This window comes from Hydrogenophaga sp. YM1, assembly GCF_016903055.1.
GTDB lineage: Bacteria > Pseudomonadota > Gammaproteobacteria > Burkholderiales > Burkholderiaceae_C > Hydrogenophaga > Hydrogenophaga borbori.
In genome coordinates, this window is sequence record NZ_CP070223.1 from 2,353,668 (window position 1) to 2,378,799 (window position 25,132).

20 protein-coding genes are annotated in these 25,132 nt (G+C 70.0%); 13 read left to right on the forward strand and 7 right to left on the reverse strand.

Annotation, left to right across the window (positions count from 1 at the left end; translation table 11 throughout):
• Nucleotides 1-24: 24 nt before the first annotated feature.
• The 6 genes from infB to JNX00_RS11015 are packed head-to-tail and all read left to right on the forward strand — an operon-like array spanning nucleotide 25 to nucleotide 8,227.
• Nucleotides 25-2,877, forward strand: coding sequence for a translation initiation factor IF-2 (gene infB, locus JNX00_RS10990; RefSeq protein WP_204744959.1), 2,853 nt, complete (start codon nucleotides 25-27; stop codon nucleotides 2,875-2,877).
• A 26-nt stretch (nucleotides 2,878-2,903) separates the two neighbouring features.
• Nucleotides 2,904-3,278: a 30S ribosome-binding factor RbfA gene (gene rbfA, locus JNX00_RS10995; RefSeq protein WP_070398620.1), complete on the forward strand. Its 375-nt coding sequence runs from the start codon at nucleotides 2,904-2,906 to the stop codon at nucleotides 3,276-3,278.
• A 2-nt stretch (nucleotides 3,279-3,280) separates the two neighbouring features.
• Nucleotides 3,281-4,255, forward strand: coding sequence for a tRNA pseudouridine(55) synthase TruB (gene truB, locus JNX00_RS11000; protein ID WP_070398619.1), 975 nt, complete (start codon nucleotides 3,281-3,283; stop codon nucleotides 4,253-4,255).
• Nucleotides 4,252-6,078, forward strand: a complete 1,827-nt coding sequence (typA, locus tag JNX00_RS11005) for a translational GTPase TypA (RefSeq protein WP_070398618.1) — start codon at nucleotides 4,252-4,254, stop codon at nucleotides 6,076-6,078. The genes truB and typA overlap by 4 nt, the downstream gene beginning before the upstream one ends.
• Nucleotides 6,079-6,085: 7 nt before the next feature.
• Nucleotides 6,086-7,102 (forward strand): DMT family transporter, encoded by a 1,017-nt coding sequence (locus tag JNX00_RS11010; protein ID WP_239478309.1) that lies wholly within the window; start codon nucleotides 6,086-6,088, stop codon nucleotides 7,100-7,102.
• 30 nt (nucleotides 7,103-7,132) lie between these two features.
• Nucleotides 7,133-8,227: an enoyl-CoA hydratase/isomerase family protein gene (locus tag JNX00_RS11015; protein ID WP_204744960.1), complete on the forward strand. Its 1,095-nt coding sequence runs from the start codon at nucleotides 7,133-7,135 to the stop codon at nucleotides 8,225-8,227.
• 42 nt (nucleotides 8,228-8,269) lie between these two features.
• On the opposite strand, the gene JNX00_RS11020 is transcribed toward JNX00_RS11015, so the two are convergent.
• Both JNX00_RS11020 and JNX00_RS11025 read right to left on the reverse strand, forming a co-directional pair.
• Nucleotides 8,270-9,625, reverse strand: a complete 1,356-nt coding sequence (locus JNX00_RS11020) for a kelch repeat-containing protein (RefSeq protein WP_204744961.1) — start codon at nucleotides 9,623-9,625, stop codon at nucleotides 8,270-8,272.
• Nucleotides 9,626-9,749: 124 nt separating this feature from the next.
• On the reverse strand, nucleotides 9,750-10,625 hold the full coding sequence (locus JNX00_RS11025; RefSeq protein ID WP_070398614.1) for a pirin family protein: 876 nt from the start codon (nucleotides 10,623-10,625) through the stop codon (nucleotides 9,750-9,752).
• Between the two features lie 114 nt (nucleotides 10,626-10,739).
• Here JNX00_RS11025 and JNX00_RS11030 point away from each other — a divergent pair, with 114 nt between their 5' ends.
• The gene (locus tag JNX00_RS11030; protein WP_070398613.1) at nucleotides 10,740-11,651 is read left to right on the forward strand and encodes a LysR family transcriptional regulator; all 912 of its coding nucleotides are present in this window, start codon (nucleotides 10,740-10,742) and stop codon (nucleotides 11,649-11,651) included.
• A 31-nt stretch (nucleotides 11,652-11,682) separates the two neighbouring features.
• On the opposite strand, the gene JNX00_RS11035 is transcribed toward JNX00_RS11030, so the two are convergent.
• Complete coding sequence (locus JNX00_RS11035) at nucleotides 11,683-12,441, reverse strand: SDR family oxidoreductase (protein ID WP_204742282.1); 759 nt, start codon at nucleotides 12,439-12,441, stop codon at nucleotides 11,683-11,685.
• Nucleotides 12,442-12,588: 147 nt separating this feature from the next.
• Nucleotides 12,589-13,545 (reverse strand): squalene synthase HpnC, encoded by a 957-nt coding sequence (hpnC, locus tag JNX00_RS11040; protein ID WP_239478120.1) that lies wholly within the window; start codon nucleotides 13,543-13,545, stop codon nucleotides 12,589-12,591.
• A gap of 72 nt (nucleotides 13,546-13,617) precedes the next feature.
• Between hpnC and JNX00_RS11045 the strand changes: the two genes are divergently transcribed.
• From JNX00_RS11045 to JNX00_RS11065, 5 genes are all read left to right on the forward strand, one after another.
• A complete protein-coding gene (locus JNX00_RS11045) occupies nucleotides 13,618-14,706 on the forward strand; it encodes an efflux RND transporter periplasmic adaptor subunit (RefSeq protein WP_204742284.1) in 1,089 nt (362 codons plus the stop codon).
• An 18-nt stretch (nucleotides 14,707-14,724) separates the two neighbouring features.
• Nucleotides 14,725-17,880, forward strand: coding sequence for an efflux RND transporter permease subunit (locus tag JNX00_RS11050; RefSeq protein WP_204742285.1), 3,156 nt, complete (start codon nucleotides 14,725-14,727; stop codon nucleotides 17,878-17,880).
• A 58-nt stretch (nucleotides 17,881-17,938) separates the two neighbouring features.
• Complete coding sequence (locus JNX00_RS11055; RefSeq protein ID WP_204742286.1) at nucleotides 17,939-18,628, forward strand: glutathione S-transferase family protein; 690 nt, start codon at nucleotides 17,939-17,941, stop codon at nucleotides 18,626-18,628.
• A 68-nt stretch (nucleotides 18,629-18,696) separates the two neighbouring features.
• Entirely contained in the window at nucleotides 18,697-21,351 is a 2,655-nt protein-coding gene (locus JNX00_RS11060) for a cation-translocating P-type ATPase (RefSeq protein WP_204742287.1), read from the forward strand.
• 47 nt (nucleotides 21,352-21,398) lie between these two features.
• Nucleotides 21,399-21,821, forward strand: a complete 423-nt coding sequence (locus JNX00_RS11065) for a universal stress protein (protein ID WP_204742288.1) — start codon at nucleotides 21,399-21,401, stop codon at nucleotides 21,819-21,821.
• Between the two features lie 9 nt (nucleotides 21,822-21,830).
• Here JNX00_RS11065 and JNX00_RS22490 read toward each other — a convergent pair whose 3' ends face one another.
• On the reverse strand, nucleotides 21,831-22,181 hold the full coding sequence (locus tag JNX00_RS22490; protein ID WP_345774085.1) for a DUF167 domain-containing protein: 351 nt from the start codon (nucleotides 22,179-22,181) through the stop codon (nucleotides 21,831-21,833).
• 127 nt (nucleotides 22,182-22,308) lie between these two features.
• The gene (locus tag JNX00_RS11075; RefSeq protein WP_204742290.1) at nucleotides 22,309-23,484 is read right to left on the reverse strand and encodes a hypothetical protein; all 1,176 of its coding nucleotides are present in this window, start codon (nucleotides 23,482-23,484) and stop codon (nucleotides 22,309-22,311) included.
• Nucleotides 23,485-23,662: 178 nt separating this feature from the next.
• On the opposite strand from JNX00_RS11075, the gene JNX00_RS11080 reads away from it, so the two are divergent.
• A complete protein-coding gene (locus JNX00_RS11080; protein WP_204742291.1) occupies nucleotides 23,663-23,920 on the forward strand; it encodes a hypothetical protein in 258 nt (85 codons plus the stop codon).
• Here the strand turns inward: JNX00_RS11080 and JNX00_RS11085 are convergent.
• On the reverse strand, nucleotides 23,917-25,098 hold the full coding sequence (locus tag JNX00_RS11085; RefSeq protein WP_204742292.1) for a hypothetical protein: 1,182 nt from the start codon (nucleotides 25,096-25,098) through the stop codon (nucleotides 23,917-23,919). The genes JNX00_RS11080 and JNX00_RS11085 overlap by 4 nt on opposite strands.
• Nucleotides 25,099-25,132: the final 34 nt, after the last annotated feature.

Consider the following 25,132-nt stretch of genomic DNA (forward strand, 5'->3'; position numbering starts at 1 on the left):
GGAGGCCCACGGAGCACAGAACACATGACCAGTAATACCGTCGCCGAATTCGCCGCCGAACTGAACAAGCCCGCCGCCGTGCTGCTGGAGCAGCTGGCGGCCGCCGGCGTGCGCAAGTCCACGCCATCCGACCCCATCACCGAGACGGACAAGCAGCAGCTGCTCGGCCACCTCAAGGCCGCGCACGGCACGGCCGGGGGCGAGCGCAAAAAAATCACGCTGGTCAAGAAGTCCACGTCCGAGATCAAACAGGCCGATGCCATGGGCCGCGCGCGCACCATCCAGGTGGAGGTGCGCAAGAAGCGCACCTTCATCAAGCGCGACGATGAGCCGGCGGCCGCGCCCGCCGTGGCCGAGGAGCCGGCGGCACCCGCCGCGCCCGTGGTCGATGAAGGCGAACTGGCACGCCGCGAGGAAGAAGCGCGCCGCCAGGCCGAGCTGATCCGCCGCCAGGAAGAAGAACTGGCCGCCAAGCGCGCCGCTCGCGAGGCCGAGGAGGCCAAGGCCGCCGCCGAAGCCGCCGCCAAGCAGGAGCGCGAAGCGGCTGCTGCTGCTGCTGCTGCCGCCGCCGCGGCGGTACCGGCGGTCGAAGAAGCGGCCCCCGCCAAGCCCGCGACCACGGCCGTGAAGGTCAAGGGTCCGGACAAGGAGGCCGTCGCCAAGGCCGCCGCCGACAAGGCGGCCGAGGAACGCAAGGCCGAAGAGCTGCGCGCCGCCGACCTGCAGGAGCGCCGCCGCAAGGCCGAGGCCGAGGCCGCGAACATCCGCGCCATGATGGCCGCGCCGGCCAAGACCCTGGTGGCCAAGAAGCCCGAGCCCCCGGCCGACGCCAAGGCCGGCCTCAAGGGCACGCTGCACAAGCCCGCGGGCACCGCCGCCAAGGCCCCCGCCACTGCGGCGGCGGGTGCGGCCGCGGGTGCCGGCAAGAAAGAGGTCAAGTCCGAGAACCTGTCCTCCACCTGGAAGGACGACGCGGCCAAGAAGAAGGAAATCAAGACCCGTGGCGACACCAGCTCGGGCCGCGGCAACTGGCGCAGCGGCCCGCGCGGCGGTGGCCGCCGTGGCGACTCGCGCGATTCGCGCGACGGCCAGAGCAGCTTCCAGGCACCGGCCGAGTTCAAGCAGATCGAGGTGCACGTGCCCGAGACCATCACGGTCGCCGAGCTCGCGCACAAGATGGCGGTCAAGTCGTCCGAGCTGATCAAGCAACTGATGAAGCTCGGCCAGATGGTCACCATCAACCAGTCGCTGGACCAGGACACCGCGATGATCTTGGTCGAGGAACTGGGCCACAAGGCCGTGGTCGCCGCGCTGGACGACCCCGAGGCCTTCACCGACGAAGAGGTGTCGCAGCAGCAGGCCGAGGCCAAGCCGCGCGCGCCCGTGGTCACCGTCATGGGCCACGTGGACCACGGCAAGACCTCGCTGCTCGACTACATCCGCCGCAGCAAGGTGGCGGCGGGCGAGGCGGGCGGCATCACGCAGCACATCGGCGCCTACCACGTCGACACGCCGCGCGGCATGGTCACCTTCCTCGACACCCCGGGCCACGAGGCCTTCACGGCCATGCGCGCCCGTGGCGCCCAGGCCACCGACATCGTCATCCTGGTCTGCGCTGCCGACGACGGCGTGATGCCGCAGACCAAGGAAGCCATCAAGCACGCCAAGGCGGCCGAGGTGCCCATCGTGGTGGCCATGACCAAGGCCGACAAGCCCGAGGCCAACATCGAGCGCGTGAAGTCCGAGCTCGTGGCCGAGCAGGTCGTGCCCGAGGAGTTCGGCGGTGAGTCGCCCTTCGTGGCCGTGTCGGCCAAGACCGGCATGGGCATCGACGACCTGCTCGAGCAGGTGCTGCTGCAGGCCGAGGTGCTGGAGCTCACCGCGCCGGTGGACGCCATGGCCAAGGGCCTGGTGATCGAGGCGCGCCTGGACAAGGGCCGCGGCGCCGTGGCCACGGTGCTGGTGCAGAGCGGCACGCTCAAGGTGGGCGACGTGGTGCTGGCGGGCCAGACCTCGGGCCGCGTGCGCGCCATGCTCGACGAGAACGGCAAGGCCACCAAGGAAGCCGGCCCCTCCATTCCGGTGGAGATCCAGGGCCTGGCCGAGGTGCCGCAGGCGGGCGACGAGTTCATGGTGATGGCCGACGAGCGCCGCGCGCGCGAGATCGCCACCTACCGCGCCGGCAAGTTCCGCAACACCAAGCTGGCCAAGCAGCAGGCCGCCAAGCTGGAGAACATGTTCGCGGACATGGCCGCCGGCGAGGTCAAGACCCTGCCCATCATCATCAAGGCCGACGTGCAGGGCTCGCAGGAAGCGCTGGCCGCTTCGCTGCTCAAGCTCTCCACCGACGAGGTGAAGGTGCAGCTGGTGTATGCGGGCGTGGGTGGCATCAGCGAAAGCGACGTCAACCTGGCCATCGCGGCCGGCGCCGTGGTGATCGGCTTCAACGTGCGCGCCGATGCCGGCGCGCGCAAACTGGCCGAGGGCAACGACGTCGACCTGCGCTACTACAACATCATCTACGACGCGGTGGACGAGTTGAAGGCCGCCATGTCGGGCATGCTCGCGCCGGAGAAGCGCGAAGAGGTCATCGGCATGGCCGAGATTCGCACGGTGTTCGTGGCGTCCAAGATCGGCACGGTGGCGGGCTGCATGGTCACGCAGGGCATGGTCACGCGCAGCGCGCACTACCGCCTGCTGCGCGAGAACGTGGTGGTGCACACCGGCGAGCTGGAATCGCTCAAGCGCCTCAAGGACGACGTGCGCGAGGTCAAGGAAGGCTTCGAGTGCGGTATCAAGCTGCGCAACTACAACGACATCAAAGAGGGCGACCAGCTCGAGTTCTTTGAGGTCAAGGAAGTGGCGCGCACGCTGTAATCCACCCGAGCCGACAGAGACACACCATGCCCCGCAAGGCCTCGTCCGTTCCCAACCGCGGCTACCGCGTGGCCGACCAGATCCAGCGCGATCTGGCCGAGCTGATCGCGCGCGAGTTGAAGGACCCGCGCGTGGGCATGGTCACGCTCAACGCGGTCGAGGTCACGCCCGACTACGCGCACGCCAAGGTGTTCTTCAGCCTGCTCACGGGCAACCCCGAGGAAACCGCCGAAGGCCTGAACGCCGCGGCGGGCTTCCTGCGCAACGCGCTGTTCAAGCGCCTGCACATCCACACCGTGCCCACGCTGCACTTCGTGTTCGACCGCACCACCGAGCGCGCGGCCGACATGAACGCCTTGATTTCCAAGGCGGTGGCTTCGCGTTCCAAGAACGAGGACTAGCCATGCAGCGCCAACGCACGAGGGTGCAACGGCGCCCCGTGCATGGGGTGCTGCTGCTCGACAAACCGCTGGGCCTGTCCAGCAACCAGGCCTTGCAGAAGGCCAAGTGGCTGCTGCGCGCCGAAAAAGCCGGCCACACCGGCACGCTCGACCCCCTGGCTACGGGCGTTCTGCCGCTGTGTTTTGGCGCGGCCACCAAGTTCAGCCAACTGCACCTGGACGCCGACAAGACCTACGAAACCACCGTGCGACTGGGCGTGCGCACGCGCACGGCCGACGCCGAGGGCGAGGTCATCGACACCCGCCCCGTGTCGTGCTCCGCCGGCCAGGTGGTGGAGGTGCTGGACCGCTTCATGGGCGAGATCGACCAGGTGCCGCCCATGCACAGCGCGCTCAAGAAGGACGGCAAGGCCCTGTACGAATACGCGCGCGAAGGCGAGACCGTGGCGCGCGAGCCGCGCCGCGTGCGCATCCACGAGATCGAGCTGCTCGACATGCGGCTGCAGGGCGAGGCCCCCCAGCTGCGCCTGCGCGTGGTCTGCAGCAAGGGCACCTACATCCGCACGCTCGGCGAAGACATCGGCGAGGCCCTGGGCTGCGGCGGCCACCTGATCGCGCTGCGCCGCGTGGCCACCGGACCATTCGGCGTGGCCGACGCCGTCACGCTCGACGCACTCGAGGCGATGGGCGAAGCCGAGCGGCTGGGCGCCCTGAAACCGGTCGAGGCCCTGCTCGAGGGCCATGAACGGATCGCGCTCGACGCCGAGCACGCCGGGCGCTTCCTGAGCGGCGTGCGCCGCCGTGGCGACTGGCCCAACCGCGAGCGCGTGGCCGTCTTCGGCCCTTCGCCCGCCAACCCCACGCCCACCGTCCTGCTGGGCACCGCCCACGTACAGGGCGGCGAACTCATCCCGGGGCGCCTGTTGAGCCCCACCGATATCCAGCAAATCCTCGAAACAGAGGCACCCGCACCATGAGCAGACCCATCCGCAACATCGCCATCATCGCCCACGTCGACCACGGCAAGACCACCATGGTCGACCAGCTCCTGCGCCAGTCCGGCACCTTCGCCGAGCACGAGAAGGTCGTCGACACCGTGATGGACAACAACGCCATCGAACGCGAGCGTGGCATCACCATCCTGGCCAAGAACTGCGCCGTGAGTTGGAAGGGCACGCACATCAACATCGTCGACACCCCCGGCCACGCGGACTTCGGCGGCGAGGTCGAGCGCGCGCTGTCCATGGTCGACGGGGTGGTGCTGCTGATCGACGCCCAGGAAGGCCCGATGCCGCAGACGCGCTTCGTGACCAAGAAGGCGCTGGCCCTGGGCCTCAAGCCCATCGTGGTGGTGAACAAGGTGGACAAGCCCGGCGCCAATCCCGACAAGGTGATCAACGCCGCCTTCGACCTGTTCGACAAGCTCGGCGCCACCGACGAACAGCTCGACTTCCCCGTGGTCTACGCCTCGGGCATCAACGGCTGGTCCTCGCTGGAGGAAGGCCCGGCGGGTGAGCAATGGGGCCCGGACATGTCGGCCCTGTTCGAGACCGTGCTCAAGCACGTGCCCGCGCACGAAGGCGACCCCGATGCGCCGCTGCAACTGCAGATCTCGGCGCTGGACTACTCCAGCTTCGTGGGCCGTATCGGCGTGGGCCGCATCAACGCCGGCACGCTCAAGCCGTCCATGGACGTGCTGGTGATGGAAGGCCCCGACGGCAAGAGCTTCAAGGGGCGCGTCAACCAGGTGCTGACTTTCCAGGGCCTGGACCGCGTGCAGACCAGCGAGGCCCGTCCCGGCGACATCGTGCTCATCAACGGCATCGAGGACATCGGCATCGGCGTGACCCTGACCGACCCGGCCAATCCCGCGCCGCTGCCCATGCTCAAGGTCGACGAGCCCACGCTGACCATGAACTTCTGCGTCAACACCAGTCCGCTGGCCGGCCGCGAAGGCAAGTTCGTCACCAGCCGCCAGATCTGGGACCGCTTGCAGAAGGAACTGCAGAGCAACGTGGCCCTGCGCGTGAAGGACACCGATGAGGACGGCATCTTCGAGGTGTCGGGCCGCGGCGAACTGCACCTGACCATCCTGATCGAGAACATGCGCCGCGAGGGCTACGAACTGGCCGTGAGCAAGCCGCGCGTGGTGTTCAAGGAGATCAATGGCGAGCGCTACGAGCCCATCGAACTGGTGACGGCCGACGTGGAAGAGCAGCACCAGGGCGGCGTGATGCAGGCCCTGGGCGAGCGCAAGGGCGAGCTCATCAACATGGAGCCTGACGGCCGTGGCCGCGTGCGCCTGGAGTACCGCATCCCGGCGCGTGGCCTGATCGGCTTCAGCAACGAGTTCCTCAACCTCACGCGCGGCTCGGGCCTGATCGCCAACATCTTCGACGGCTACGAGCCGCACAAGGGGGAGGTCGCCGGCCGCAAGAACGGCGTGCTGATCAGCATGGACGACGGCGAGATCTTCAACTACGCCCTGGGCAAGCTCGACGACCGCGGCCGCATGTTCGTCAAGGCCAACGACCCGGTGTACGAAGGCATGATCGTCGGCATCCACAGCCGCGACAACGACCTGGTGGTGAACGCCACGCGCACCAAGCAGCTCACCAACTTCCGCGTCAGCGGCAAGGAAGACGCGATCAAGATCACGCCGCCGATCCAGCTCACGCTGGAGTACGGTGTCGAGTTCATCGAGGACGATGAACTGGTCGAGATCACGCCCAAGAGCATCCGCCTGCGCAAGCGCTTCCTCAAGGAGCACGAGCGCAAACGCGCCAGCCGCGACAGCTGATCCCGCCATGCCCTTTCGCCTGCTCAGTCGCCTGACGCACACGCAGGCGGTGTTCCTGATGGTCGCGGTGACCTTGATGTGGTCCATCGCCGGCGTGGTCGCGCGCCAGCTCGAATCGGCCGCTCGCTTCGAGGTGACCTTCTGGCGCAGTGCCTTCACCGCGCTGTCGCTGCTGGTGATCCTGCCGCTGTGGCGCTCGGCCGACCGCGCGGCGGGCAGCCTCGAGGACGAACCAGGGCAGGGCCCATGGCAGCGCCACTGGGGCATGCAGCCGGGGTCCGGGGCATTCTGGATGAGCGGTGTGTGCTGGAGCGTGATGTTCACCGCCTTCATGCTGGCGCTGACCTTCACCACCGTGGCCAACGTGCTCGTCATCATGGCGGCGGGACCGCTGTTCACCGCGCTGCTGGCGCGCTTCACGATCGGCCAGACGCTGGCGCCACGGACATGGGCCGCCATCGTGGTCGCGGGCCTGGGCATTGTCTACATGTATGGCAGCCAGTTCCTGCTGGCCTTTGCCCGGCCCGACATCGACACCCGCGCGCTGGTGATCGGCTCGCTGGTGGCGCTGTGCGTGCCCATTGCCGGCGCCATCAACTGGACGGTGATGCAGCGCGGCAAGTCCCAGGGCCGGCACATCGATCTCGTGCCGTCGGTGCTGCTCGGCGGGCTCATCTCGTCCTTGTTCACGCTGCCCATGGCCTTGCCCTTCGAGGCCACGGGCCGCGACATCGCCTGGCTGGCACTGCTGGGCCTGGTGCAGCTGGCCATTCCCTGCGCGCTGGTTGTCGTCTGCTCGCGCGCCCTCAAGGCGCCCGAGGTGTCGCTGCTGGCCTTGTTGGAGGTGATCTTCGGCATCCTGCTCGCCTGGCTGGGTGCGGGAGAAGAGCCCGGTGCCGAGGTGCTGATCGGCGGCAGCCTGGTCATCGGCGCGCTGCTCACCAATGAACTGCTGGGCTGGCGCTCGCGCAGCGTCACCCCCCGCCTACAGACCCTGGACGCCCGCGACTCGCGCGGCGTCTAAGGAAGAACCACCATCGCCTGGAGCAACCGCATGTCTTCGACCGAACCGCTCGTGATCACCGAAGTGCAGGGCCGCGTGGGCCTGATCACGCTCCACCGTCCCAAGGCGCTGAACGCCCTGTCGCTGGAGATGATCCGCGCGCTCACGGCCGCGCTGCTGGCCTGGCGCGAGGACCCCGCGGTGCTGGCCGTGGCGATTCGCGGCGTGAACAAGGAAGGCCCCTTCGGCGCCTTCTGCGCGGGCGGCGACATCCGCTTCTTCCACCAGGCGGCGCTGGCCGGCAACCCCGAGCTCGAGGATTTCTTCACCGAGGAGTACGCGCTCAACCACCTGATCCACACCTACCCCAAGCCCTACATCGCCTTCATGGACGGCATCTGCATGGGCGGGGGCATGGGCATCAGCCAGGGCGCCAGCCTGCGCGTGGTGACCGAGCGCAGCAAGCTGGCGATGCCCGAAACCAACATCGGCCTGTTCCCCGACGTGGGTGGTGGCTACTTCCTGAGCCGTTGCGCGGGCCACCTGGGCGAGTACCTGGGCCTCACCGGCCGGATGCTGCAAGGCCGCGAAGCGCTGAGCGCGGGCCTGGCCGACGGCCACATCGAATCGCAGCGCCTGCCCAAGCTCTGGGACAGCCTGGGCGCCACGCCCTTCGAGAACGGCGAGGCCGTGCAGCGCTGGGTGGAAAGCCACCTGCAGGCACAGGCGCCCGCCGCGCCCTGGCCGGTGGACGAGGTCAACACCGTCTTCGGCCTGGGCTCGGTGCCCGCCATGGTGGCCGCGCTGGGGGCCAGCGGCAGCGAGTGGGCCAAGGAGACGCTGCAGGTGCTGCGCCAGCGCTCGCCGCTGATGCTGCACGTGGTGCTGGAGCAGATCCGCCGCGCGCGCCGGGTGGGCCTGGCCGAGGACCTGCGCATGGAGCGCGACCTGGTGCGCCACTGCTTCCACCTGCGCCCGGGCGCGGCGAGCGAAACCGTGGAAGGCGTGCGCGCGCTCGCCATCGACAAGGACCACGCGCCGAAGTGGAACCCGGCGCGCATCGAGGACGTTACGCCCGAACAGGTGGCTGCCTTCTTCGTCTCGCCCTGGCCGGCGCACGCGCACCCGCTGCGCTCGCTGGGCTGAAACCGGCGGACCCACGCGCCAGGCGCGGGGCCCGGCGCGCCCTCAGGGCGTGTAGCGTTCGGTCGAGTTGACCTCGGCTCCGGCGTCAAAGCCGCTCACCACCAGCACCTGGCCGTTGTCGAGTCGACTGGCCACGGCGGACTGACGCACATGGGCCATGGAGGCGGCGCTGGTCCAGACCTTGAGGTCCGGGTTGTAGATCTCGGCGGTGTTCTGGCCGGAGCCACCAGCCAGAAGGACGCGGCCATCGGCCAGCAGCGTCATGGTGGGCAGGCTCCGGCTGCTGTTTCGCGTGCTCGTGGTCCAGGTCGACGTGTGCGGGTCGAATCGCCACGCCGTGGTGCCGGCATCGCTCGTCACGAGCACGCTGCCATCGTCCAATGGCACCGACAGCATGACGTTGCCGCTGCCGCCAAAGGCGATCGGCGTGGTGCCGCTGCCGTCCACCGCGTAGAGCTCGGCCGAGGTGACGAAGCCCCCGCTATTGACCCCGCCCGCGACCAGCAGCGTGGTGCCGCCCGGCAGCAGCTGCGCCGCGTGCTGCGCCCGTGCGGTGGACAAGGGGGTGGGCAGCAAGGTCCAGGTGCCGGTGGCCGGGTCGTACACCTCGGCCGTGCTCGAGAAACTGGTGGGCGCCGGGCCGCGGAATCCGCCGACGACCAGGACCTTGCCATTGGGCAACACGCTGGCGGTGGGCCGCGTGCGCGCTTCGTTCATGCTGCCCGTGGCCGTCCAGGTATTGGCCACCGGGTCATAGAGTTCGGCGCTGGCCAGTGTGCTGAAGCCGGCGGCATCGCCGCCGAAGACCAGGACACGGCCATCGACCAGGACCACGGCCGTCGGATCCGCGCGCGCGACGAGCATGGGGGCCGCCGCGCTCCAGCTGCTGCTGGCGGGGTCGTAGATGTCGGCTTCGAAGGACGGGCCGCCGAGGGCATAACCGCCCGCCAGCAGCTGGCGGCCATCGGGCAGGCGCGACAGGGTCGCGTAGTGGCGGGGCGTCGGAACGGTCGCGACGGACGTCCACGCACCGCGCCCCGTGACGGTCAGGCGCAACTGCGTCTGGACCGAGCCCGCGGGGTGGTTGGCGCTGACCGTGTGGCTGGTCTCGCGCTGCAGCGCGGTGGGCGTGCCGGTGATCGCTCCAGTGATCGCGTCGAGGGTCAGCCCGCTGGGCAGGGCCGGCGAAACGGTGAATCCGTTGGCGGAGCCGCCGCTGAGCCGCGCGTGGTTGGTGGCAATGGACTCGCCCACCACGTACAGCGCCCTTGGGGTGTCGTAGGTCAGCGCAGTCGGGCTGGGTGTGCTGGAGTGATTGCCCCCGCAAGCGGCCAGCAGGGCCGCGGCCGACAAGGCCAGGGCCCGCAGCCAGGCCGCGGGCCCTGCTTGATTTTGCACTATGGAATTTGGAGCAATCGAATAGGCCATGGCCGAATCTACCATCGGCGGCCCGCGTGCCCCCATCGCTCGCGCACCAGCAACTGGCCAGCGTGTGCGGTCGACCCTTCGCGCGCTGGCGCCTTCAGGCGCTCGCCGCCAAGCGCCCGAACCGCCCGCTCTGGAAGTCGTGGAAGGCCTGCACGATCTCCTCGCGCGTGTTCATCACGAAGGGACCGTGGCCCACCACGGGTTCCTCGATCGGTTCGCCGCCCAGGAACAGCAGCTTGGCGTCGGTGTTGGCCTCGATCTCCAGCGCGTCGCCGTCGCGCTGGAACTGCACCAGTTGGGCCTCGCGGGCCACGGCCTCGCCGTTGACCAGCACGGTGCCCGCCAGCACCACCAGCGCGGCGGTGTGGCCTTTGATCAGCGGCAGGCGCGCGGTCTTGCCCTGGTTAAGTCGCACGTCCCACACGTCCATGGGCGTGTGCGTGCGCGCCGGGCCGGCGTGGCCACCGTAGGCGCCCGCGATCACGCGCACGCGGCCCGCCCCCTCGGGCAGGTCCACGCCGGGGATCTGCGCGTCCAGGATGTTCTGGTAGCCGGGCGCTTCCATCTTGCTGCGCGCGGGCAGGTTCACCCACAGCTGCACCATCTCCAGCTGGCCCCCGCGCTGCGTGAACGCGGGCGAGTGGAACTCCTCGTGCAGGATGCCCGAGGCGGCGGTCATCCACTGCACGTCGCCGGGGCCGATGGTGCCGCCCGCGCCGGTGGAGTCGCGGTGCGCCACCTCGCCGTCGTAAACGATGGTCACGGTCTCGAAACCGCGGTGCGGGTGCACCCCCACGCCGCGCGGGCGATCGCTGGGCGGGAATTGCGCCGGGCCGGCGTAGTCGAGCAGCAGGAAGGGGCTGAGCTGGGCGCCGTGGTCACCGTAGCTGAACAGCGAGCGCACGGGAAAACCGTCGCCCACCCAGTGCGGGCGGGGCGCGCTGTAGACCCCTTGGATCGGCTTGAGCATGGATTTCTCCTGAGAACACCACCCCGGTGGAACGGGGAATGGTGAGAGGATATGTGTGGAACGATACCCTGGGTAGATGGCGATAATCGGTCGCAATGTTCTATAGGTGGAACGATGAAGCTGCCCGACCTGAACGACCTCTATTACTACGCCCAGGTGGTGGAGCACGGCGGCTTCGCGGCGGCCAGCCGCGCCCTGGGCGTCCCGAAGTCGCGCCTGAGCCGGCGCATCGCGCTGCTGGAAGAGCGCCTGGGGGCGCGGTTGATCCTGCGCTCCACACGCAGCTTCTCCGTCACCGACGCGGGTCGCGGTTACTACACGCACTGCCGCGCCATGCTGACCGAGGCCGAGGCGGCCGAGGAGTCCATCGCCGTGGCGCGCGGCGAGCCGCGAGGCGTGGTGCGCATGAGCTGTCCGGTGGCGCTGCTGGCCACGCGCATGGGCGGCATGCTGGCCGACTTCCTGGCGCGCCACCCGCGCGTGGAGCTGCACCTGGAGGAGACCAACCGCCGCGTGGACGTGGTGGCAGAGGGCATCGACCTGGCCGTGCGCGTGCGCCCGCCACCGCTGGAGGACAGCGAACTGGCCATGCGCGTGCTGTCCGAGCGCAGCCAGTGCCTGGTGGCCAGCCCGGCGCTGATCGAGCGCCTGGGCAACCCGCAGGGGCCCGGCGACCTGGCGCGTTTTCCGAGCATGGACCTGGGCCAGCCGCAGGAGGTGCATCAGTGGGTGCTCGAGGGCCCGAACGGCGCACGCGCCGAGGTGCGGCACCAGCCGCGCTATGTCACGCGCGGCATGCTGGCGCTGCGCGCCGCGGCCGTGGCGGGCGTGGGCATCGTGCAGTTGCCGCGCATGATGCTGGCGGCCGAGTTCGGGCCGGGCGAGCTGGTGCCGGTGCTGCCGGGCTGGGCACCGCGGCGCGAGATCGTGCACGCGGTGTTCGCCTCGCGGCGCGGCCAGTTGCCCGCGGTGCGGCTACTGATCGATCACCTGGCCGAGCGCTTCGCCGCGCTGAGCGAGGACTGAGCCACGAGCGAGCGACAAGAAGGCGGCGGCCTCAGGCCGACGCGGTGGCCCTCGCGGCCAGCCAGGCCTGCAGCGTGGTCGGCGCCAGCCAGGCACCGGGGCCGGGCAGCAGCGAGTCGGCTTGGAGCGGTGCGCCGAAATAGCCCGCGCCCTCGTCCGTCACGACCTCGCGCCCATCGCCGCGCTGGCGCAGCAGGTCACGCAGCAGCTCGTCCATGGGCCAGGCCTGGGGGCCGGCGATCTCGGTGAGGCCATTCAGGGGTTCTGCCGTGGCGGCGCGCGCCACGGCCGCGGCCACGTCGGACGCGGCGATCGGCTGGATGCCCGCCGAGGGCGCGTGCACGCGCCCGTCCCGGGTGGCGGCGTCGGCGATGGCGCCGAGAAACTCGTGGAACTGCGTGGCGCGCACGATGGTGTGGGGCAGGGCGCCGCCGCGGATCAGCTGTTCCTGCGCCAGCTTGGCGAGGAAATAGCCGCTGTCGCGCAGGCGATCGGTGCCGACGACGGACAGCGCCACGACATGGCGCACGCCGGCCGCGGTCGCTTCGTTCAGGAGCTGGCGCGTGGAGGTTTGGAAGAAGTGCATCACCGCCGCCGGCTCGAACGAGGGCGAGTTGCTCACGTCCACCACCACCCGCGCGCCCCGCAGCGCCTGGGGCAGGCCGTCGCCGGTGAGGGTGTTGACGCCGGTGGAGGGAGCGGCGGCCAGCACGTCGTGCCCGCCCTGGCGCAGCAGCGCGCCGACCTGTTGGCCGATGAGGCCAGTGCCTCCGATGATCACGACTTTCATAGGGGTCCTTTGTGTCTGGGGATGGCGAGGACCCGCGGTCTCGGCGCAGGCCGAAGCGGCGTCCTCAGCCCCAAGACGGCGCCGTTGCCCCGCTTGTGACCGGCGCAGCCGACCATCCGTCGGCGGGGCCTTCGCCGCCGGCCCGCATCACATCCAGAGCGCGCGCCACAGCAGCCGCGGCAGCTCGCTCTTGTCGACGGTGACCCGCTGGGCCCAGCTGCGGTGCTGGATGGCGGCGATGCGGTCGAGCACGCGCAGGCCGCCTTGCACCACCAGGCGCAGCTCCCAGCCCGCGCGACCGCCGACCTGGCGCACCAGCGGCGCGCCCATCTGCATCAGGCCGCGCGCCTGCGCGCACAGCTCGGCCACCACGGCCTGGCGCTCGCGCTCGCGTTCGCCGGCGCCGGGCAGGAAGTCCTCCACCGCCACGCCATGGCGGCGCAGCGTGTCGGCCGGCAGGTACACGCGCTGGCGCGACAGGTCGACACCCAGGTCCTGCCAGAAGTTGATCAGCTGCAGGGCGCTGCAGATGCGGTCGCTGCGTTCCAGCGCGGCGGCGTCCGTCACGCCCCACAGGTGCAGCAGCAGCCGCCCCACCGGGTTGGCCGAGAGCCGGCAGTAGGCGAGCAGCTCGGCCGTGTCGGCGTAGCGGTGGCCGCTGGCGGTGTGGCGCACGTCCTGCTCGAAAGCGCTGATCAGGTCGCGCAGCAGGTCCGCGGGCCAGGCGTGGCGCTGCACGGCGGCGGCCAGGGGCGCGAAGACGGCCTGCCAGCGCGGTGGCACGGGACGGCCAGCCAGGGCCTCGTCCAGCGCCGCGCGGTAGGCGGCCAGCTCGGCCAGGCGCGTGGTGGCGTCGGCCTCGCCTTCGTCGGCGATGTCGTCGGCCGTGCGCGCGAAGCGGTAGAGCGCGGCCACCGCCGGGCGCAGCGGGGCGGGGCAGAGCCAGCTCGCCACCGGGAAGTTCTCGTAGTGCTCGACCGAGGCGCCGAAGGCGGCCGATGCCCCGGGCGGCGCGGTGGCGCCGGGCGCTCTCGCCGTGTCGGGCGCGGCCGTGTCCGTGTCCCCGCTGGGAGGGGCGGTGTCGGAGGGGTGGGGTGTTTGCACTAGAATTTCGGTTACTAACCGGTCAGTCATTAATATCTGGTGCCGCATCCGGCCCGAACGCGGGGGAACTCCATGAAAACGACGCTGATTGTCTGCGTATTGGCCAGCACCGCCGCGCTGGCCGCCTGCGCCCGGCCCGAGCCGGCGCCCGAGCCGGTGCGCGCCGTGAAGCTGCTCACCGTGGGTCCGTCGGTGCTGAACGCCAACAGCGAATACGCCGGCGAAGTTCGTGCCCGGGTCGAATCGCGTCTGGGGTTTCGCGTCGGCGGCAAGCTGGTGGAGCGCCCGGCCGAGGTGGGCCAGCGCGTGAGGGCGGGTCAGCTGCTGGCGCGGCTGGACGCGCAGGACCTGGCGCTGTCCGGCCAGGCCGCGCAGGCCGCGGCCACCGCCGCGCTCACCCAGCGCGACCTGGCGCGCGCCGACCTGGAGCGCTTCAAGGGCCTGCTGGCCCAGGGCTTCGTGAGCCAGGCCGAGATCGACCGTCGCCAGGCCGCGCTGGAAGCGGCCGAGGCCTCCTTGCGCCAGGCCCGCGCGCACAGCGCGGTGCAGGGCAACCAGGCGGGCTACGCCCGCCTGCTGGCCGACGTGCCCGGCGTGGTGACGGCCGTGCCGGCCGACCCTGGCCAGGTGGTTCAGGCCGGCAGCCCGGTGGTGGTGCTGGCGCAGGACGGCGAGCGCGACGTGGTTTTCGCCGTGCCCGAGGACCGGCTGGCCCTGGTGCGCCCCGGCACGCGCGCGCGCGTGCGGCCCTGGGCCCATGCCGATGGCAAGGAACTGGAGGCCACCGTGCGCGAGGTGGCGGCCAGCGCCGACCCGGCCACGCGCACCTACCAGGTGAAGCTGGCGCTGCCGGCCGACGCGAAACTGCCGCTGGGCGCCACCGCCTACGTCACGCTGGCCACGGCGCACACCGGTCAGGCCGCCATCACCCTGCCCACCACGGCGGTGATGCAGTCGGCCGAGGGCGATCGCCGCGGCAGCGTGGTGTGGGTGTTCGACGAGGACAAGGGCACCGTGCAGCCGCGCCCCGTGCAGGTGGCCGGCGCCGACGGCAACCGCGTGGTGATCGCGGGCGGCCTGGAGCCGGGTGACGAGGTGGTGGCCACCGGCGGCCATGTGCTCAGCGCGGGCCAGAAGGTCGTGCGCTTCATGGCGCAATAAGGGCGCGGGCGAATCAACATGCAAGAAACGCCACCTGGCCAGACAGGCCCGTTCTCGCGCTTCAACCTCTCTCGCTGGGCGCTGGACCACCCGGCCTTCACGCGCTACCTCATGGTGGTGCTGATGCTGTTCGGCATCGCCTCCTATTTCCAGCTCGGGCAGGACGAAGACCCGCCGTTCACCTTCCGCGCCATGGTGGTGCGCGTGTTCTGGCCCGGCGCCACTGCGCCGCAGGTGGCCGAACAGGTGGCCGACCGCATCGAGCGCACCCTGCAGGAGGTGCCCTACGCCGACAAGATCCGCAGCTACACCAAGCCGGGCGAGGCGCTGATCCTTCTGCAGCTGGACGACGCGTCGCCGCCGGGCGAAGTGCAGGACATCTGGTACACGGTGCGCAAGAAGGTGGGCGACATGCGCGGCGAGCTGCCGCAGGGCGTGATCGGCCCCTTCTTCAACGACGAGTTCGGCGACGTCTACGGCGTGATCTACGCCCTGCAGGGCGAGGGCTTTTCCGATGCCGAGCGCAAGGACGTGGCCGAGGCCGTGCGGCAGCAGCTGCTGCGCGTGAACGATGTCGCCAAGGTCGAGCTGTTCGGCGTGCAGGACCAGAAGATCTATGTGGAGGTCTCGCAGAAGCGCCTGGCCACGCTGGGGCTGAACCTCAACGCCGTGCTCGACCAGATGGGGCAGCAGAACGCCGTGGCCTCGGCTGGCGCGGTGCAGACGCCGCTGGACGTGGTGCAGGTGCGCGTGGACGGCGGGTTCAACTCGGTGGACGAGCTGCGCGCGATGCCGATCCGCTCGGCCGCCAGCGGGCGCACCATCCGGCTCGGCGACATCGCCGACATCGCGCGCGGCACCATCGACCCGCCCGAGGTGCTGGTGCGGCACGACGGCCAGGACAGCATCGCGCTGGGCATTTCCATGGCCAAGGGCGGCGACATCATCGCCCTCGGCCAGGCGCTGAAGGCGGCGGTGGCGGGCATCGGGTCCACGCTGCCCGCGGGCATGCACCTGGTGCAGGTGCAGGACCAGCCGGCCGCCGTGGCGGCCTCGGTCAACGAGTTTGTGAAGGTGCTGATCGAGGCCGTGGTGATCGTGCTCGCGGTGAGTTTCCTGGCGCTGGGCCTGCATCGGCGCCCCGGCGGCCGGGGCCTGCGCCGCTACGTGCTGGACATGCGGCCCGGCCTGGTGGTGTTCATCACCATCCCGCTGGTGCTGGCCATCACCTTCCTGGCGATGAACCACTACGGCATCGGCCTGCACAAGATCTCGCTGGGCTCGCTCATCATCGCCCTGGGCCTGCTGGTGGACGACGCCATCATCGCCGTCGAGATGATGGTGCGAAAGCTGGAGGAGGGCTACGACATGGTGCGCGCGGCCACCTTCACCTGGGACGCCACCGCCATGCCCATGCTCACGGGCACGCTGATCACGGCCGCGGGCTTTCTGCCCATCGGCCTGGCCCAGTCGGTCACGGGCGAATACACCTTCGCCATCTTCGCGGTCACGGTGATCGCGCTGCTCGTTTCCTGGGTGGTGGCGGTGCTGTTCGTGCCTTACCTGGGCGTGAAGCTGCTGAAGATCAAGCCCAAGGTGGAAGGAGAGCCGCACGAGGTCTTCGACGGTCCCTTCTACCAGCGCTTTCGCCGCGCCGTGGACTGGTGCGTCGAGCACCGCTGGTTGACCATCGGCGCCACGGTCCTCACCTTCGTGCTGGGCCTCGCGGGCATGGGCCAGGTGCAGCAGCAGTTCTTCCCCGACTCGAGCCGGCCCGAGATCCTGGTCGACATCTGGCTGCCGGAGGGCAGCAGCATCCGCGCCATGGACGAGGTGGCCGAGCGCGTGGAGCAGCGCCTGCTGAAAGAGACCGGCGTGAAGAGCGTGACCACCTGGGTGGGCTCGGGCGTGCCGCGCTTTTACCTGCCGCTGGATCAGATCTTTCCGCAGAGCAACGTGGCGCAGTTCATCGTGCTGCCCGCCGGCCTGAAGGAACGCGAACGCATCCGCCGCGACCTGCCGGCGCTGCTGGCCACCGAGTTCCCCGAGGTGCGCGGCCGCGTGAAGCTGCTGCCCAACGGGCCGCCGGTGCCGTATCCCGTGCAATTCCGCGTGGTGGGCGACGATCCCGTGGTGCTGCGCGGCTTGGCCGACGAGGTCAAGCGCGCGGTGGCGCAGAACCCCAACGCGCGCGGCGTGAACGACAACTGGAACGAGGCCGTCAAGCAGATCCGCCTGGAGGTGGACCAGGCCAAGGCGCGCGCCCTGGGCGTGAGCAGCGCCAGCATCGCGCAGGCGGCGCGCACCATCCTCGTGGGCAGCACCGTCGGCCAGTACCGCGAGGGCGATGAGCTCATCGACATCGTGCTGCGCCAGCCGCTGGAAGAGCGTGACACCATCACCGACCTGGCCAACGCCTACCTGCCCACCGCGAGCGGGCAGGCTGTGCCCTTGCTGCAGGTGGTGCGGGTGAACTTCGGCTGGGAGCCGGGCGTGATGTGGCGCGAGAACCGCGAGTACGCCATCACCGTGCAGAGCGACGTGGTGGAGGGCCTGCAGGGCGCCACCGTCACCGCCCAGTTGCAGCCCCGGCTGCAGGAGATCCAGCGCCGCTGGCTGAGCGAAGGCCTGAGCGGCTACCGCATCGAGGTGGCCGGCGCGGTGGAGGAGAGCAGCAAGGGCTCGGCCTCCATCGCCGCGGGCGTGCCGCTGATGCTGTTCATCGTGTTCACGCTGCTCATGGTGCAGCTGCAGAGCTTCAGCCGCGCGATGCTGGTGTTCCTGACCGGCCCCATGGGCATGGCCGGCGTGGCCGGCGCGCTGCTGCTGCTCAACCGGCCTTTCGGCTTCGTGGCACTGCTGGGCGTGATCGCGCTCATGGGCATGATCCAGCGCAACTCGGTGATCCTCATCGACCAGATCGAGCAGGACCGCGCGCGCGGCGTGCCGGCCTGGGACGCGATCGTGGAGGCCGCCGTGCGCCGCATGCGGCCCATCGTGCTGACGGCCGCGGCGGCGGTGCTGGCCATGATCCCCCTGTCGCGCAGCGTGTTCTGGGGACCGATGGCCGTGGCCATCATGGGCGGCCTGATCGTGGCCACGGTGCTCACGCTGCTGGCGCTGCCGGCGATGTACGCGGCCTGGTTCCGGGTGAAGCGGCCGCGGGGAGCCTGACTTGACGGGCCGGCGTGCCGCGTCGATATTTTCCGATGTGAAAACCACCGAGGCCGCCATGCCCCTCCCGACGCTGCACTACCACCCGCTGTCCTCGTACTGTCACAAGCTGCTGATCGCGCTCGACGAGCTGGGCGTCGAGGTCGACAAGCGCCTGCTGAACCTGGGCGATCCCACGCAGCGCGAGGCCTTCTTGGCGCTCTGGCCCCTTGGCAAGATGCCGCTGCTGGAGGACCAGGGGCGGGTGATCGCCGAGACCAGCATCATCATCGAGCACCTGCAGCGCCGCCATGCGCCGCCCGGGCGGGCGCTCATCCCCGCCGACGCCGAGCAGGCGCTTGAGGTGCGTCTGTGGGACCGCCTGTTCGACCTCTACGTGATGACGCCCATGCAAGCCTTCACGGCCGACCTGCTGCGCCCCGAGGCCCAGCGCGACCCGCTGAACGTGGCCCAGGCCCGCGAAGCGCTGCTCAAGTCCTATGCGCTGATCGACAGGCATCTGCAGGGCCGCCAGTGGGTGGCCGCCGATGGCTTCAGCATGGCCGATTGCGCGGCGGCGCCGGCCCTGTTCTATGCAGTGACCTACGTGCCGCTGTCCGAAGACCAGCCCCGCCTGGCGGCCTACTTTGAACGCCTCATGGACCGCCCCTCGGTGGCGCGCACCGTGGAGCAGGCGCGGCCTTTCTTCGAGTTCTATCCGGGGCGCGCCGGCCTGGCGCGGCGCTTCTTCGAGCCGGAGGGGCGTTGAGAGGCGCGCGGCGAGCCGGCGTTGTTTGATCGCCCGCCCGTCGCACTGCAGACCGTGCGCGTGAACGCATGAACCGGGCCGAAGCCCCCTCCACCGCCCACGGCACCCCCGAGGCCATCGGGCTCACCGCGGCCGAGGCGGCGCGGCGGCTGGCGCAGGAGGGCCCCAACGCGCTGCCGGGCGGTGAGCGGCACACCCTGCTGGCGATCACGCGGGAGACCTTGCGCGAGCCGATGTTCCTGTTGCTGCTGGCCGCGGGCCTGCTCTACCTGGCGCTCGGCAATCTGCAGGAGGGCCTGACGCTCCTGGGCTTCGTGGTCGTCACGCTGGCGCTGACCTTGTACCAGGAGGGCCGCACGGAACGCGCCATCGAGGCGCTGCGCGAGCTCACCAGCCCGCGCGCGCTGGTCATCCGCGACGGGCAGCCGCAGCGCATCGCGGGCCGCGAGGTGGTGCGCGGCGACCTGCTGGTGCTGAGCGAGGGCGACCGCGTCCCCGCCGACGGCTGGCTGCTGACCGCCGACAGCGTGCAGGCCGATGAGTCGCTGCTCACGGGCGAATCCGTGCCGGTCGGCAAGCGCCAGGCCCGCGCCGAAGAAGGGGCCGATCCCGCCACGCCGGCGTCGGCGCGCACCGCCCCCGGTGGCGACGACCAGCCGATGGTGTATGCCGGCACGCTGATCGTGCAGGGGCACGCGATGGCGCGCGTCGCGGCGACCGGTGCGCGCAGCGCGATCGGCCGCATCGGCGAGGCGCTGGGCACGCTGGCCAGCGAGCGGACGCCGCTGCAGCGGCAGACGGACCGGCTGGTGCGCCGCCTGGCTCTGCTGGCCTTGCTGTTCAGCCTGGCGCTGGTGCTCATCCTGGGCGCGTCCAGCGGCGACTGGCTGCAGGCGCTGCTCGCCGGCATCGCGCTGGCCATGGCCATGCTGCCCGAGGAGTACCCCGTGGTGCTGACCGTGTTTCCCGCCCTGGGGGCGCGCCGCCTGTCGAAGGAGGGCGTGCTGACGCGGCGGCTCACCGCGATCGAGACGCTTGGGGCCACCACGGTGCTGTGCGTCGACAAGACCGGCACCCTGACCGAGAACCGCATGGCGGTAACGCACCTGGTGGCGGGCGGACCCGCGGTCAGTGAGCGCCTGGTGCTGGACCCGCTGGCCGACGGCGAGCTGCCGGAGGCGTTCCACGGCCTGGTCGAGGTCGCGATTCTGGCCAGCCAGATCGATCCCTTCGACCCGATGGAGAAGGCCTTCCACCGCCTGGGCCAGCGCTTCCTCGCCCACACCGAGCACCTGCACCGGGACTGGCGCTTGGTGCAGACCTACGCCCTGACACCGGCGCTGCGCGCCATGTCCCACGTTTGGGCCGATGGCCGCGACGGCGCCCGCACGGTGGTGGCCAAGGGCGCGCCGGAAGCGGTCGTCGACCTGTGCCACCTGGGCCCGGCGGACCGGCAGCGCATCGCCGCCGCGGTCGATGCGCTGGCCGCCCAGGGGCTGCGCGTGCTGGCGGCGGCCCGCGGTGTGGTCGCCGGCCACGAACTGCCCACCCACGAACACGGCTTCGACTTCGAGTTCGTGGGCTTGCTCGGCCTGGCCGATCCGGTGCGGGCCGAGGTGCCGGCCGCCGTGGCCGAGTGCCGCGCGGCCGGCATCCGTGTGGTGATGATCACCGGCGACTACCCGGTGACGGCGCGCGCCATCGCCCGCCAGGCCGGCCTGGACGACGGCGGCGCGGGCGTGCTGTCGGGCGATGAGATCGCCACGCTCAGCGACCAGGCCTTGCGTGAGCGCATGGCCGAGGTCAGCGTGTGCGCCCGCATTGCCCCCGAACAGAAGCTGCGCATCGTCCAGGCGCTCAAGGCGCGCGGCGAGGTGGTGGCGATGACCGGCGATGGCGTGAACGACGCGCCCGCGCTGCGGGCGGCGCACGTCGGCGTGGCCATGGGCGGGCGCGGCACCGACGTGGCGCGCGAGTCGGCGTCCCTGGTTCTGGTCGACGACAACTTCGCGGCCATCGTGCGCGCGGTGCGGCTCGGGCGCCGCATCTTCGACAACCTGCGCAAGGCCATGTCGTACATCCTCGCGGTGCACGTGCCGATCGCCGGCATGGCCCTGCTGCCGGGGCTGTTCGGCTGGCCGGCGCTGCTGTACCCGATGCACATCGCGCTGCTCGAACTCATCATCGACCCGGCCTGTTCCCTCGCGTTCGAGAACGAGCCGGCCGAGCGCCGGGTGATGCAGCGCCCCCCGCGGCGGCCCGAGGCGCCGCTGTTTGGTGGGGCGACGCTGTGGCTCGCGCTGCTGCAAGGCCTGGGCGTGTTGGCCGCGGTCCTGCTGGCCTTCGCCTGGGCCCGTGGATCGATGGCGGAGGAGCAGGCGCGGGCCTTCGGATTCGCGACGCTCGTGACCGGCAATCTCGCGCTCATCCTGTCGAACCGCTCCGCCAGCGGCTCGTTGTGGGCCTCCCTGCGCACGCCGAACCGCACGCTGTGGTGGGTCATCGGCGCGGGGTTGGTGCTGCTGGCGCTGGCCTTGTACCTGCCCTGGGCGGCGGGCGTGCTACGTTTTGCGCCGCTGGCCCCGCTCGAACTGGCCGCGGCCGTGGCTGGCGGCCTGGCGAGCGTGGTCTGGTTCGAGGTGGTCAAGTGGGTGCGCCGGCGCGCGCCCGACCCGGGCCAGCCCGAGCCCCGTAATGGACAGGGTGTCGCGCCGCCCGGGTGACGGCGCCCGGCGCAACTGCTATGGTTGCCGGGCTAGGAGGTTCATGCGTGAAGATCCTGATCGCGGCCGATGGCAGCGCTTGCACCAAGCGCATGCTGGCTTTTATTGCGGCCCACGACGAATGGCTGGGCCCGCAGCACCGCTACACGGTGCTGCATTGCGTGCCGGCGATTCCCCACCGCGCGGCGGCTTTTGTGGGCAAACCGCAGGCGCAGGCCTTGTACCGGGACGATGCCGAGACGGTGCTGAGGCCGATACGGACCTTCCTGAATCGGCACCTACAGGGCGTCACCTTTGTCCACCGGGTCGGCTCCCCCGGATCGACCATCGCCAGGTTCGCCAGCGAGCGCCGGTTCGACCTGGTCATGATGGGCACCCACGGCCATGGCGCGATGGCCGGGCTGGTGATGGGGTCGGTGGCGACGAAGGTGCTGTCCTTGTGCCGCACGCCGGTGCTGCTGGTGCGGTAGCGCCGGGGCTCAAGCCCCGCCGATCACCAGCCGCTTGCGCCTGCCGCTCGCGCCCGTCTTGATGCCCACTTCGGCCTTGGCGCAGCCGAAGCGCCTGGCCACCAGCGCGATCAGCTCCTCGTTGGCCTTGCCGTCCACCGGCGGCGACTTCAAGCGGGCGGTCCAGCTGCCGAGTGGGTCTTGCGGCTGGGATCGACGAGCTGTGCATCGAGGTTCACAAGCGGTTGCTGAACCTGGGCGATCCCGCCTGGCGCGCAGCCTTGATCGAGCAATCGCCCATGCGCAAGATGCCCACCGCTGATGGACCAGGGGCGGCCAGTCTTCGAGACCAACGTCATCATCGAGCACCTGCGGCGTCACCGCGCCGTGCCCGGGCGGGCGCGGCCGGCCTGTCGCGGCGCTTCTTCAATCCCGAGGTACACAGCTGATCGGGCATCAAAGCACCGCGTTCATCCCATGGGGGCATACAAGCGACCCCGAGAACGGTTCAACTGCACCCGAGGGCTTCCTGACGGGTCGCTTCGCAAAGCCATGCACGCAAGGGCGCGAGGGTCTGCGCGCGGCCGAGGGGCGCATTCAGGCATTGATCCACCGGCGGCAGGCCCTGCGCCACTCCTTGCGCGCCTGAAACGATGGCAATCAGCTCGCGTGGGGCCTCGATGGGCGAACCGTTCTGCCCATGGCCGTAGACAGCCCCCCCGGAATCACCAAAGCAGCTTCGGGTCCTTCGCCCTTTGGTCGGCGCTATGTAGACCAAGCCGCCGTCCAAGGCGGTGGGGCCGTCGTGGTGGCTCCATCCAACGATGGGGTTGCCGTCGTCCGCAATCTCCCGCCGGTCGGTGAGCCCAAATCCGAGTGTGGTGATCAAACCTGGCACCGATGGGTTGGATGGGAGCCGTGCAAAGCGAGGAGGGGTATCGGCAGGAAAACGCACCTTCATGACGGCAAGGTCGGGAACGGGAAAGGCGGTGCCGATGCCCTTGGCATCTGCCCAGGCCACGTCCGGATGAAACACGACCTCTCCTTGCGGAAAGCCGACGTGATAGCCGCAATCATTCGCGTGCGTCCAACACCTCATGAGATCGCGCGAGCGGGGTGTGTTCGCTTTAGCTGCAGCGTCCGACGGAATCAGGGCCAGCAATCCGTTCATCAGCGGTTCGGACGCCAACACTTTGCCTTCCCGACGGTCGCTTGCCGCGACGCAGTGGGCCGCGGTCACGATATACGTTGGCGACACACGAACAAACGTGCAGTGCTTGACGATTTCGATGCCACCGCTTTTGAATGCAAGAACGCCCACTTCGCGAAAGCCTGCGGGGTCATACATGAGGTTCGTTGTGTTGTGAGTGGCATCGAGCCGCCAGTCGACATCCCGGGCCGGCCGCCAGCAAGGCGCCCCATCGGGCATGCGGCCCCCCGCCACCAACTCACCACCAGGGGCCCCGCCCAGCCCGCCCTCGGGCACCGCGGTCCCACCACCGGTTTGGCAGTTGGTGCAGCCCGTGTCGCCGGCCTTCTTTTTCAAGCCTTTGGGCGTTTGCACCCAAATGGAGTCCTTGATGGACCTCGATCCCAGTACCCGAAACCACGGGTTTTCTTCGCTACTGGCGCGGGCCGTAAACCATGGCTCGTGCTCTGTGACGCGGCGCAGCCATTCGGCCACGCGTCCTGGCTCATAGGGGTTCGCGGCGGTCGAGGGCCTCGCGCCAGTGGTCCATTCGCTGCGATCCGGCCGCACCTGCGGAGCCATGCCAGGGCCGTATGGCCCGCCGATACCCGCGGCGTCACCCAGGGCCAACGGGAATTCGCTTGGCAGGGCCCAGGGGCCCGGCGATCCACTGTTGGACCCGATCCGGCCCGAATACGTCCACGAGGCGATGGACGAGGTGTCGCTGCTAGGTGACTTCATGGCCGCGGTGACTGCCGACGCAACGGCCGCGGCGACAGCGTTGGCGCTGGGCAGGGAGGTGTCGAGGCTTGCTGCTGCCTGGGGTGGGCACCGCGGCAAGGCCTGGCTTGCCGAGGCAAGGACCATCAGCGCGGCGGTGATCGCCCAGGGCCGGAAATCAGGCTGTCGCATGGGCACCTCGCGCGCCTAGGATGCCGGACGCGGCGCCGCGTCGATGGCTTTGGGCACGGACTGCGGCTGATTGAAGTTGGCATCCCCAGGTGGGGGCGACGGAGACATCTCACCTGTTTCAAGGTTGACCCGCCACCGGACACCGCGGTAGCCAATGGCGATAGGGCGCTCATAGGTTGCGCGCAGGGCCACATCGCCAGTGGAGGCGGCCAACACCTGGGCGGTGACGCCCGGTGCGGGCTGGCTGGGCACGGATCTCCACTGCACCAGAGAAGCATCGCGCAGCGCTTGGGCGGCGGACGAGGCATTGGCGGGTTTCGAGGCGTCTTTGTCGGCTGGGGCGTTGGCGCCGTCCGACGCGCTCGCCACGGTGGGTGCTGCGGGCGCCACCGACGCTGGGGCGACGTCGATCGCTGCGCCGGCTTGATCCGAGGCATGAAGTGAAACGTCGAATGTTCGAACGACGTACAGCTCCGTCACCAGCGTGAGATCAACCAGCCGCTGGGACGCATCCTGGTTGCCGGCGGCCGCGAGGCGCAGCCACGCGAGTTCCATCGGGTTGATTTTTGTCGTCGCCTGGGGCTGTTGCGCAATCATGACCCAGTGCCTGACAAAGGGTTCAAGCGCGACCCTTGTTGGAAGTCCATAGCTTTCACCCGCCGACACAGAAACCGTGGCGCTTCTCGCGGACGACGCGCCAGCGCGAACCGCGACGGCGTATACATCCGGCGGCAGGTAGGCGCCCAACTGCGCGGAGTTCACTTGGGCACGGACGAACAAGGGGAAGGCGACCTGCCTCAAGAGATCACCGGTCCGTCCGCCATTGCAGCCTGCCGATGGCACGGGTATGCCGCTCGATGTGCTGCCGGAAGCCGTCTCGACGGTGCGGGCGGGGAATCGATGGCGTTCGGCGTAGTGCCGGTCCAGCTCGGCCTTCATGCTCACATGGGCGTGGAACGAGCCGATCGGCACAAATCCCGAGGGATCGGATAGCGGTTTCTGTGGGTCGGCGCTGACTGGGCTGACGAATAGGTCGCCCACGCAAACATCTTCGCGTGGCGGGAACATGGGATATATGCCAAGTTCGCGCAGATTCGTGGACCAATCGCGGACCACGAATCCGGGTTTGCTGGCGCTGCAGCCGACCAGCAAGATGGACCACAAAGCGAACGCGCACACGGTGCGACTGGGCATCATGGATGTCTCTCCTGGGATCACACACTGTCGGCGT